9 protein-coding genes are annotated in these 11,540 nt (G+C 61.6%); 8 read left to right on the forward strand and 1 reads right to left on the reverse strand.

Annotated elements, in window-relative coordinates; all coding sequences use genetic code 11:
* Positions 1-383: 383 nt before the first annotated feature.
* The gene (locus tag EIY71_RS25905; RefSeq protein ID WP_372239306.1) at positions 384-2,828 is read right to left on the reverse strand and encodes a penicillin-binding protein 1A; all 2,445 of its coding nucleotides are present in this window, start codon (positions 2,826-2,828) and stop codon (positions 384-386) included.
* A 220-nt stretch (positions 2,829-3,048) separates the two neighbouring features.
* Here EIY71_RS25905 and EIY71_RS25910 point away from each other — a divergent pair, with 220 nt between their 5' ends.
* From EIY71_RS25910 to EIY71_RS25945, 8 genes are all read left to right on the forward strand, one after another.
* Positions 3,049-4,113: a pilus assembly protein PilM gene (locus EIY71_RS25910; RefSeq protein WP_085746416.1), complete on the forward strand. Its 1,065-nt coding sequence runs from the start codon at positions 3,049-3,051 to the stop codon at positions 4,111-4,113.
* Complete coding sequence (locus tag EIY71_RS25915) at positions 4,113-4,679, forward strand: PilN domain-containing protein (RefSeq protein WP_085746417.1); 567 nt, start codon at positions 4,113-4,115, stop codon at positions 4,677-4,679. The genes EIY71_RS25910 and EIY71_RS25915 overlap by 1 nt, the downstream gene beginning before the upstream one ends.
* Positions 4,676-5,299 (forward strand): type 4a pilus biogenesis protein PilO, encoded by a 624-nt coding sequence (gene pilO, locus EIY71_RS25920; protein WP_134023627.1) that lies wholly within the window; start codon positions 4,676-4,678, stop codon positions 5,297-5,299. The genes EIY71_RS25915 and pilO overlap by 4 nt, the downstream gene beginning before the upstream one ends.
* Positions 5,296-5,820 (forward strand): pilus assembly protein PilP, encoded by a 525-nt coding sequence (locus tag EIY71_RS25925; RefSeq protein ID WP_007952383.1) that lies wholly within the window; start codon positions 5,296-5,298, stop codon positions 5,818-5,820. Before pilO ends, EIY71_RS25925 begins: the two co-directional genes overlap by 4 nt.
* Positions 5,821-5,834: 14 nt before the next feature.
* Positions 5,835-7,913, forward strand: coding sequence for a type IV pilus secretin PilQ (pilQ, locus tag EIY71_RS25930; protein ID WP_102686849.1), 2,079 nt, complete (start codon positions 5,835-5,837; stop codon positions 7,911-7,913).
* 4 nt (positions 7,914-7,917) lie between these two features.
* Positions 7,918-8,436 (forward strand): shikimate kinase AroK, encoded by a 519-nt coding sequence (gene aroK, locus EIY71_RS25935; RefSeq protein ID WP_045121685.1) that lies wholly within the window; start codon positions 7,918-7,920, stop codon positions 8,434-8,436.
* A 150-nt stretch (positions 8,437-8,586) separates the two neighbouring features.
* Positions 8,587-9,687: a 3-dehydroquinate synthase gene (gene aroB / locus EIY71_RS25940; protein ID WP_102718302.1), complete on the forward strand. Its 1,101-nt coding sequence runs from the start codon at positions 8,587-8,589 to the stop codon at positions 9,685-9,687.
* A gap of 10 nt (positions 9,688-9,697) precedes the next feature.
* Positions 9,698-11,299 (forward strand): AAA family ATPase, encoded by a 1,602-nt coding sequence (locus EIY71_RS25945; protein WP_134023629.1) that lies wholly within the window; start codon positions 9,698-9,700, stop codon positions 11,297-11,299.
* The last annotated feature ends 241 nt before the right edge of the window (positions 11,300-11,540 follow it).

Here is an 11,540-nt window from a genome sequence, read left to right on the forward strand (position 1 = left end):
CACTCGTTGATCCATCGGGGACTCTTGATTCCAGGGCATGGTCAGCACCTCCTGACCATGATTGATACCTGTAAACCATGTCCCCGGTCTCAAACGTAAAGGATGTACCCGGTCTTTACCCACCCTAACCCTCTCCCAGGGGGAGAGGGGACCGAATGGGGGATATTGATGAGTTACGCCGACGTGAAGGCCTTGCTGTGAATCCATAATCGACTCGGTTATTCAGGTCGACGTACAGCGCCAGACACCTCGGTCAGTCCCCTCTCCCCCTGGGAGAGGGCTAGGGTGAGGGCGGCCTTTGATGTGAAACGCCATTCTCGGTACGACAGAAAACAAAAAGCCCCGCACTTCTCACGAAGGCGGGGCTTTTTGGCAGTTGAGGATCAGAACAGATCGATCGGCGCCTGTTCATCCGCCGGCAGCGGACTGCCCGGAACTGTGCCGTTGCCGATCTCATTGACCGACGGTGGCGTGTCCTCAGCCTTGAACAGCTCGAAGTACGCGCCTGGTGTGCTCGGCGATGCCGCACGACCGCTGACCGGATCCACCCGCAGGCTGAGGATGCCTTCCGGCTCCGGCTGGACGTGCGGCGGCTTGTCCTTGAGCGCGGCGGCCATGTAGTTCATCCAGATCGGCAGTGCCACGGTGCCGCCGAACTCTCGGCGACCGAGGCTTTCCGGCTGGTCGAAACCGGTCCACACGGTGGTCACGTAGTCGGCGTTGTAGCCGGAGAACCACGCGTCCTTGGATTCGTTGGTGGTACCGGTCTTGCCGGCGATGTCGCTGCGGCCCAGGGCCAGTGCGCGACGGCCGGTGCCGAGCTTGATCACGTCCTGCAACATGCTGTTGAGGATGTAAGTGGTGCGGCCATCGACGATGCGCTCGGCGACTGCTGGAGCTTGCGGCACAGCCGCGCTGCCCGGCGCTTCACCCGGAACCGGCGCGGCATTGACGGTAAACGACTCGGTAGCGGGTGCCGCGATGCCATCGGTGGCCGCGCCGCCCTGCGGTACGGTCGGCGGATTGGCGACGAACAGCGTGTCGCCATTGCGGCTTTCGATCTTGTCGATGATGTACGGGGTGATCTTGTAGCCGCCGTTGGCGAAGGTGCTCCAGCCGGTGGCGATCTCCATTGGCGTCAGGGTCGCGGTGCCCAGCGCCAGGGACAGGTTTGGCGGCAGGTCCTGCTTGTTGAAGCCGAAACGGGTGATGTAGTCGATGGTCTTGCCCACGCCCATCGCCTGCAGCAGGCGGATCGAAACCAGGTTGCGCGACTTGTACAGCGCTTCACGCAGACGGATCGGGCCGAGGAAGGTGTTGGTGTCGTTCTTCGGACGCCAGACCTTGTCCAGGTACTCGTCGACGAACACGATCGGCGCGTCGTTGACCAGACTGGCGGCGGTGTAGCCGTTATCCAGTGCGGCGCTGTAGACGAACGGCTTGAAGCTCGAACCCGGCTGACGCTTGGCCTGCATCGCGCGGTTGTAGTTGCTCTGCTCGAAGGCGAAGCCGCCGACCAGCGAACGGATCGCGCCGTTCTGCGGATCCAGCGACACCAGCGCGCCTTGCGCCTGCGGAATCTGGCTGAACTTCAGCGAATTGTTCGGCTGGCGCTGCACGCGAATCAGGTCGCCGATCTGTGCCACATCCGACGGCTGACGCGGCGCGGCACCCATGCTGTTGGTGTTGAGGAACGGGCGTGCCCATTTCATGGTGTCCCATGCCACGTGCTCTTCGCCGGTGCGGGTCAGCACTTGCAGGCCGTTCTTGTCGACCTGGGTGACGATGGCCGGTTCGAGGCTGCTGATGGTGCGTTGCTTGGTCAGTTCGGTGGCCCAGGCTTCGCGGGTCTTGCCCGGCAGGCGCGATTCAGGACCACGGTAGCCGTGACGCTGGTCGTAGGTCATCAGGCCTTCGTGCAGCGCGGTGTTGGCCATTTCCTGGAGATTGCTCGGCACCGTGGTGGTAACGCGGAAACCTTCGGTATAGGCGTCGCTGCCGTAGCGACCGACCATTTCGGCACGGGCCATTTCGGCGATGTACGGCGCGTTCACTTCCGGGGTCGGCACGTGATAGCTGGCGTTCAGCGGCTCGTTGATCGCGGCGGTGTAGTCGGCTTCGGTGATCTTGCCGAGCTTGTACATACGCCCGAGGATCCAGTCGCGACGCTCCTTGCTGCGCGCCGGGTTGGCCAGCGGGTTGAAGCGCGACGGGGCTTTCGGCAGGCCGGCGATCATCGCCATCTGCGCCAGGCTGACCTCGCGGATCGACTTGCCGTAATACACCTGCGCCGCCGCCTCGATGCCGTAGGCGCGGTTGCCCAGATAGATCTTGTTCACGTACAGCTCAAGGATCTCGTCCTTGGTCAATTGCCGCTCGATCTGCAGGGCCAGCAAGATTTCCGTGGTCTTGCGCGAGAAGCTGCGTTCGCTGGTCAGGAAGAAGTTCTTCGCCACCTGCATGGTGATGGTGCTGCCGCCGGACTGGATGTGCCCGCTCTTGACCAGTTGGGTCGCGGCGCGCATCAGGCTGCTTGGATCGACGCCGTAGTGGTTGGCGAAGTTGTCGTCTTCAGCACTTAGTAACGCATTGATGAAATTGGGGGGAATGTCGGCGAAACGGATCGGTGTGCGGCGCATTTCGCCAAATTCTGCGATCAACTTGTTGTCGCTGCTGTAGACCCGGAGCGGAATCTGCAACTGAATGCTTCTCAGCGCCTCCACAGATGGCAAACCCGGACTAAGGTAAAGAAACGCGCCGCTGAGACCTAAAAGCAGTCCGCAGAAAACGGCGACGATGGACCAACCGAAAAATTTCAGCAGACGAATCAAGGCTTTTGGACATCCACGGCAAAGAATGAATTGGGCGACAGGGTCCCGGCTAACACACAGAACGACCCGCGCCGGCAGTAAAAAGCGGAAAAAAACGCTGGGCATTATAAGCACTTTTCCGCTGGGGGCGTCATTTGCGCTTCTGTCAAGACGGGGCGAGGGAACGCAATGCGCATTACAGAGTCCGTAACTCACGGAAAGTCATAGGGAATTGGTAGTGCTAGGACTCTTCAATAAAAAGGCCAATACGTTACTGGGGATCGATATCAGCTCCACGTCGGTGAAGCTACTGGAGCTGAGCCGTCAGGGGGAGCGCTACCGGGTCGAGGCGTACGCGGTGGAGCCGTTGCCGGCCAACGCCGTGGTCGAAAAGAACATCGCCGAGCTCGAGGGCGTCGGCCAGGCCCTGTCCCGGGTGCTGGTCAAGGCGCGTACCGGGTTGAAAACCGTGGCGGTGGCGGTGGCTGGATCTGCGGTGATCACCAAGGTCATCGAAATGGACGCCGGGCTGTCCGACGACGAACTGGAAAACCAGCTCAAGATCGAGGCCGATCAATACATTCCCTATCCGCTGGACGAGGTCGCCATCGACTTCGAAGTCCAGGGCGTTTCGCCGCGCAACCCCGAGCGGGTCAACGTGCTGCTGGCCGCCTGTCGCAAGGAAAACGTCGAAGTCCGCGAAGCGGCGCTTGCACTGGCCGGGCTGACGGCGCGGGTGGTGGATGTCGAGGCTTATGCGCTGGAGCGCTCGTTCGGCCTGCTGGCCACGCAACTGGCCGCGTCACAGGATCGGCTGACGGTGGCCGTGGTCGACATCGGCGCCACCATGACCACCCTCAGCGTCCTGCACAACGGCCGGATCATCTATACCCGCGAACAGCTGTTCGGCGGTCGACAGCTGACCGAGGAAATTCAGCGCCGTTATGGCCTGACCCTTGAACAGGCGGGACTCGCCAAAAAGCAGGGCGGCCTGCCGGACGATTACGTCAGCGAGGTGCTGCAACCGTTTCGCGAGGCGCTGGTGCAGCAGGTGTCGCGCTCCCTGCAGTTCTTTTTCGCCTCCGGCCAGTACAACGCCGTCGACCATATTCTGCTGGCCGGCGGCACGGCGTCGGTGCCCGGGCTCGATCGGCTGATCGAAGAGCGTCTGAACACCCCGACCCAGGTCGCCAACCCGTTTTCCGACATGGCCTTGAGCAGCAAGGTCAACGCCGGGGCCCTGGCGAGCGATGCGCCGGCCCTGATGATTGCCTGCGGGCTCGCGCTCAGGAGTTTCGACTGATGGCGCGGATCAACCTTTTACCCTGGCGCGAGGAGCGCCGCGAAGAACGGCGCAAACGCTTCCTGCTGGCCTTGACCGGCGTGGTGGTCGGCTCGGTGGGGGCGGTGCTCATTGCCGACCAGATCATCAGCGCCGCCATCGCGCGGCAGGTTGCGCGCAATGACTACATCGGCAAGCAGATCGCCGTGGTCGACGAACGGATCAAGCAGATCAGCGAGCTCAAGGCCCATCGTCAGCAACTGGTAGAGCGCATGCGCATCATCCAGGACTTGCAGGGCAACCGGCAGATCAGCGGGCGGATCTTCGATCAGCTGGCGCGCACCTTGCCCGACGGGGTGTATTTCACGGACGTGAAAATGGTCGGCAATACCCTGTCGATCAGCGGCGCGGCGGAGTCGAACAATCGGGTGTCCGACCTGATGCGCAACCTTGATGCCTCCGACTGGTTCGATGCGCCCAACCTCAATGAAGTGAAAGCCACCACCGCTGGCCAGGTGGATCAGGCCAACGTCTTCCAGCTGACCGTTCGCCAGACTCGACCCCGGATCGAGGAGGACGACCAATGAAGCCGTCCGAGTGGCTGGACAGCCTGCGCAATGTCGATTTCAACGACCTGGACACCAGCAACATCGGCTCCTGGCCGCCAGTGGTCAAAACCCTGGCCGGCGGGCTGTTGATGGTGCTGGTCATGGCGCTTGGCTATAACTTTTTCATCAGTGACCTGGAGAACCAGCTCGAGCTCAAGCGTGAGGAGGAGGTCACCCTCAAGGAGCAATTCGCGAGCAAGGCGCGCATGGCGGCCAATCTGGAGCTGTACACCCAGCAGATGAAGGAGATGGAAAACTCGTTCGGTGTGCTGTTGCGGCAATTGCCCAGTGACACCGAAGTGCCGGGGTTGCTGGAAGACATCACCCGCACCGGGCTGGGCAGTGGTCTTGAATTCGAAGAGATCAAACTGCTGCCGGAGGTCACCCAGCAGTTCTACATCGAGCTGCCCATCCAGATCACTGTGACCGGTGCCTATCACGACCTTGCGACTTTCGTCAGCGGCGTGGCGGGGTTGCCTCGGATCGTCACTCTGCACGATTTCGAGTTGGCGCCAGCCAATCCCGAAGGCGGGCCGAAGCTGCGCATGAGCATTCTCGCCAAGACCTACCGCTACAACGACAAGGGGCTGCAAAAATGAGCCCGATCCGTTTTATCGCCTTGTCGGCATTGTTATTGATGCTCGGTGGCTGTGGCGGCGATGACTTCAGTGACCTCGACGCCTACATGAATGAAGTGCGCCTGCGTCCGCCGGGCAAGATCGAGCCGACCCCGACCTTCCGCTCCTACCCGACATTCACCTACAGCGCCGCCAACCTGCGCAGTCCGTTTTCGCGTCAGCTACGGGTCGATCTGGCCGGGCAGAAACACGGCTCGCGGGACGTGAAACCCGATCCCAACCGGGTCAAGCAATACCTCGAAGGTTTCAACATCGAGCAGTTCGAAATGGTTGGCACGATTGCCAACGCCTCCGGTTCCTTCGCTTTGCTGCGGGGGGCGGGCGGGGTTCATCGGCTAAAGGTCGGCGATTACCTGGGGCGCAACGACGGGCGGATCGTTGCGATCAGCGCTTCACAGGTCGAGGTGGTGGAAATCGTTCCGGATGGCCAGGGCGCCTGGCTTGAGCGGCCGCGCACCATTCCTTTGAAAGAGCACTCATAAGTGGAAGTCGAATAATGAACAGGATTTTTTCCACCCTCGGTTTTTCGCTATGGATGGCGCTGCTTTCACCGATGGTACAGGCAGCCAATCTGAAGGCGCTGGACGTCGCGGCACTGCCGGGCGACCGGGTCGAGCTGAAGCTGTCATTCGACGGCCCGCCTCCGCAGCCCAAGGGCTACACCACCGACTCGCCGGCACGGATTGCCCTCGATCTGCCGGGTGTCGCCAGTCAGCTGGCGAGCAAGACTCGCGATCTGGGCAGTGGCAATGCCCGCACGGCCACGGTGGTCGAGGCCAATAACCGGACGCGGCTGATCATCAGCCTGACGCAACTGGCGCCGTACGACACCCGGGTCGAAGGCAATACGGTGTTCGTGGTGGTCGGGCAAGGCAGCAAAGCCGTTGCCCAGCGTACGGCGGCTCGTGCGCCGCGCGCAGCACCTGCGGCAGCGCCGGTCCGCACGTTTGCGCCGACCGCCAGGGCCATTCGCGGCGTCGATTTCCAGCGTGGTACGGCAGGTGAGGGCAATGTGGTCATTGATCTGTCCGACCCGGCCATTGCCCCGGACATTCAGGAACACGACGGCAAGATCATCCTCAATTTCGCCCGTACCCAATTGCCCGAGCCGCTGCGGGTGCGCCTCGACGTCAAGGATTTCGCCACCCCGGTGCAGTTCGTCAATGCCGGTGTCAGCGGTGATCGGGCGACGATCACCGTCGAACCCAGCGGTACTTTCGACTATTCCACTTACCAGACCGACAACAAGCTGACTGTAAGCATCCGGCCGTTGACCGTCGATGACCTGCAAAAGCGCAACGCCGACCGCAACAGCTATAACGGCGAAAAGCTCTCTCTCAACTTTCAGGACATCGATGTGCGTTCGGTGCTGCAACTGATCGCCGACTTCACCAACCTCAATCTGGTGGCCAGCGATACGGTGCAGGGCGGCATTACCTTGCGCCTGCAGAACGTGCCGTGGGATCAGGCGCTGGATCTGGTGCTCAAGACCAAAGGCCTGGACAAGCGCAAGGTCGGCAATGTGCTGCTGGTGGCACCGGCAGATGAAATCGCCGCCCGCGAACGGCAGGAACTGGAATCGCAGAAACAGATCGCCGAACTGGCGCCGCTGCGCCGCGAACTGCTGCAAGTGAACTACGCCAAGGCTGCGGACATCGCCAAGCTGTTCCAGTCGGTCACCAGTGCCGAGGCCAAGGTCGACGAACGGGGTTCGATCACCGTCGATGAACGGACCAACAACATCATTGCCTACCAGACCCAGGATCGCCTCGACGAGCTGCGGCGGATCGTGGCGCAGCTGGATATCCCGGTGCGTCAGGTGATGATCGAGGCGCGGATCGTCGAAGCCAACGTCGATTACGACAAGAGCCTGGGTGTGCGTTGGGGCGGCTCGATCCAGAACAAGGGCAACTGGAACACTTCCGGGGTCAGCAATGGCTCGTCGACCACCATCGGCACGCCGGGCAGCACCAGCACCAATTCGCCGTTCGTCGACATGGGCACGGTCAATAACACGTCCGGGATCGGCATCGCGTTCATCACCGACAACGTCTTGCTCGACCTTGAGCTGACCGCGATGGAGAAGACCGGCAACGGCGAAATCGTCTCGCAGCCCAAGGTGGTCACCTCCGACAAGGAAACCGCGAAGATCCTCAAGGGCACCGAGATTCCGTATCAGGAAGCCAGCTCCAGCGGCGCCACGTCGGTGTCCTTCAAGGAGGCGTCGCTGTCGCTGGAAGTGACGCCGCAGATCACCCCGGACAACCGCATCATCATGGAGGTCAAGGTCACCAAGGACGAACCGGACTACCTGAACAAAGTGCAGGATGTACCGCCGATCAAGAAAAACGAGGTCAATGCCAAGGTGCTGGTGAACGACGGCGAGACCATCGTGATCGGGGGCGTTTTCTCAAATACTCAGAGCAAGGTTGTAGATAAGGTGCCATTTCTTGGCGATGTGCCGTATCTTGGCCGCCTTTTCCGGCGTGATGTGGTTTCGGAGAAAAAATCCGAGCTGCTGGTATTTCTCACTCCGCGTATCATGAATAACCAGGCGATTGCTGTGAGTCGTTGATTCTGTGCGAAATTTGATTCTTGTAGGACCGATGGGGGCTGGAAAAAGCACCATCGGCCGATTACTGGCCAAAGAGCTGCGCCTGCCGTTCAAGGATTCCGACAAGGAAATTGAACTGCGTACGGGCGCCAATATCCCGTGGATCTTCGACAAGGAAGGCGAGCCCGGCTTTCGTGACCGTGAGCAGGCGATGATCGCCGAGCTGTGCGCGTTCGATGGCGTGGTGCTGGCGACCGGCGGCGGCGCCGTGATGCGCGATGCCAACCGCAAGGCCCTGCACGAGGGCGGGCGCGTCGTGTATCTGCACGCCTCCGTCGAGCAGCAGGTCGGCCGCACCTCTCGCGACCGCAACCGGCCGTTGCTGCGCACTGCCAATCCGGAAAAAACCTTGCGCGATCTGCTGGCGATCCGTGATCCGCTCTATCGGGAAATCGCCGATCTGGTGGTGGAAACCGACGAGCGGCCACCGCGCATGGTCGTGCTCGATATTCTCGACCGCCTGCAGCAACTTCCGCCCCGTTAAAGCGCCGCACGAAATGCGCTATCCTCGGCGACCTGTAATGGCCGCCAAGGGTTGTGGCGGATGGCGTGCGAGTGGCGTCACACCAGCACATGCCGTGAACATTCGATAATTCCAGGCAGGACGCCTGCTTCATCTTCATCGTGGGGACACATGCAGACACTCAAGGTCGACCTAGGCGAGCGCAGCTACCCGATTCACATTGGCGAAGGATTACTGGACCAGCCTGAACTGCTGGCCCCGCATATCCACGGGCGGCAAGTGGCAATCATCTCCAACGAGACCGTTGCGCCGCTCTATCTCGAACGTCTGACCCGCAGCCTGGCGCAGTTCTCGGTGGTTTCCGTGGTGCTGCCCGACGGCGAAGCCTTCAAGAACTGGGAAACCCTGCAACTGATCTTCGACGGCCTGCTGACCGCCCGTCATGACCGTCGCACCACGGTGATCGCCCTCGGCGGCGGTGTGATCGGCGACATGGCCGGTTTCGCGGCCGCCTGCTACCAGCGCGGCGTCGATTTCATCCAGATTCCTACCACGCTGCTGTCCCAGGTCGATTCGTCGGTGGGCGGCAAGACCGGGATCAACCATCCGCTGGGCAAGAACATGGTCGGCGCGTTCTATCAGCCGAACGTGGTGCTGATCGATACCGCGTCCCTGAAAACCCTGCCAGCGCGCGAGCTGTCGGCTGGTCTGGCGGAAGTCATCAAGTACGGCCTGATCTGCGACGAGCCGTTCCTGACCTGGCTCGAAGACAACGTCGACGCCCTGCGTGCTCTGGATCAAACGGCCCTGACCTATGCCATCGAGCGCTCCTGCGCCGCCAAGGCTGCAGTGGTCGGCGCCGACGAGAAGGAAACCGGCGTACGGGCCACGCTCAATCTCGGCCACACCTTTGGCCACGCCATCGAAACCCACATGGGCTATGGTGTCTGGTTGCATGGCGAAGCGGTCGCCGCTGGCACCGTGATGGCGCTGGAAATGTCCGCGCGCCTGGGCTGGATCAGTGAGCAGGAGCGCGATCGCGGCATTCGCCTGTTCAAGCGTGCCGGTCTGCCGGTGGTTCCGCCGGAAGAGATGACCGAAGCCGATTTTCTTGAACACATGGCAATTGACAAAAAAGTGATCGACGGTCGCTTGCGCCTGGTGCTGCTGCGCCGGATGGGCGAAGCGGTGGTGACCGACGATTATCCGAAAGAGGTTCTACAGGCCACGCTGGGAGCGGATTACCGCGCTCTGGCTCAGCTTAAAGGTTAATAAGATTCCGATGACTAGTTTGCATGCCGACGAGGCGTTCCTCGGCCATTTCCAGTTAAGTCACGACCCTTTCGCGCCGCGGGTGCCGGGCTTCAAATTCTTCCCGGCCCAGCGCAAGCCGGTGCTGGGTCAGTTGCATCATCTGGCGCGTTACAGCCAGTTGCTGCTGGTGGTCACCGGCCCGCAGGGCAGCGGCAAGACCCTGCTGCGTCAGGCGCTGGTTGCCAGCACCAACAAGCAATCGGTGCAGAGCGTCGTCGTTTCCGCCCGTGGCGCCGGCGATGCAGCTGGTGTGCTGCGCCAGATCGCCCAGGCGCTGGACGTGGCCCAGGCCGAAGTCGGGGCGATCCTCGATCAGGTCGTGCAGCTGGCGCTGACCGGTCAGGAAGTCTATCTGCTGGTGGACGATGCCGAGCAGCTCGACGAGTCCGCGCTTGAAGCCTTGATGGCGCTGGGCGCCGGCGCGCCGGAAGGCCGCCCGCATGTGTTCCTGTTCGGTGAGTCGTCGCTGATCGCGCAGCTCGAGGCTTTGCACCTCGAGGAAGAGCGCTTCCACGTCATCGAATTGCAGCCGTACACCGAAGAAGAAACCCGCGAGTATCTCGACCAGCGGCTAGAAGGCGCGGGCCGGGGTGTCGAACTTTTCACCGCGGATCAGATCTCTGATATTCACGAAAGCTCCGAGGGTTGGCCGGGCAACATCAACCAGGTTGCTCGCGATGCTCTGATCGAAGTCATGATTGCCAGCCGCTCTGCGGTCAAGCGTCCAAGTATGGGGTTCAACATGCCGAAGAAACACGTATTGGCGATTTCCGCCGTCGTTGTGGTCGCGGTCGCTGCCGCCTGGCTGATGCCGGGTCGCAACAAGGCACCGACCACCGGTGCGCCGGCCAACGAGCAGGCGCAACTGCCCTTGGGCCAGGGTACGCCGCAAGCGGGTGGCGCACCGTCCGTCGAATTCAACGGCAATACCCAGCCGATGCCGCTGCCATTGGTCGGCAACTCGCAGCCGGTAATGCGCGGTCCGCTGGCTGAAGCCGCGGGTGGTATCACTGAAGGCGACGACGGTGTGCCGGTTGAAGGCTCCAGCAACACGCCGCCGACCGTGACCACCACTGCGCCGCCGGCGGGCGTTCAGGCCGGCCCTGCACCGACCCCGGTTCCAGTTCCGGCACCGAAGCCGACCCCGGCGCCGACCCAGGTCGCTACCGCCAAGCCTGCTCCTGTTCCGGCAGCTCCAGCAGCGAAACCGGCTCCGGCGCCTGCCAAGCCTGTTGCCGCCGCCAAACCGGCCGAGAAGCCGGTCACCGTCGCCAAGGCTGCCGGTGGCAGCTGGTACGCCGGTCAGCCGACCAGCAACTACGTGGTGCAGATCCTTGGTACCAGCTCCGAAGCGACCGCGCAGAACTTCGTCAAGGAGCAGGGCGGCGAGTACCGTTATTTCAAGAAAGTCCTCAACGGCAAGCCTCTCTACGTGATCACCTATGGCAACTTCGCCAGCCGTGATGCAGCCGTTTCTGCCATCAAGGCCTTGCCAGCGAAGGTTCAGGCTGGTAAACCTTGGCCTCGCACTGTCGCCAGCGTCCAACAGGAACTGGCAACAACTCGCTGAAGATTCGGCGGCCTTACCCAGGCCGCCTCTCCAAGCACCTCAAAATCTCTACAAGTGCGCGCCGTCTCTACAGACCGCGTGCCTTGTGGTGTCTGCGTCACAGTAGTCTTTGAGTCGTTGCGGTCAAAATTAAAAAAGTTTTGACTAGCACAGCAGATCGCTTTAAACCTTTCACAAATGCGACATGAATTTGCGACATTTCGTCGTCAAATTTGTGAGCCTCTGTGTCGCTGTGTACAAT

The organism is Pseudomonas sp. CH235 (assembly GCF_004368175.1).
In the GTDB taxonomy this organism is placed as follows: Bacteria; Pseudomonadota; Gammaproteobacteria; order Pseudomonadales; family Pseudomonadaceae; genus Aquipseudomonas; species Aquipseudomonas paraglycinae.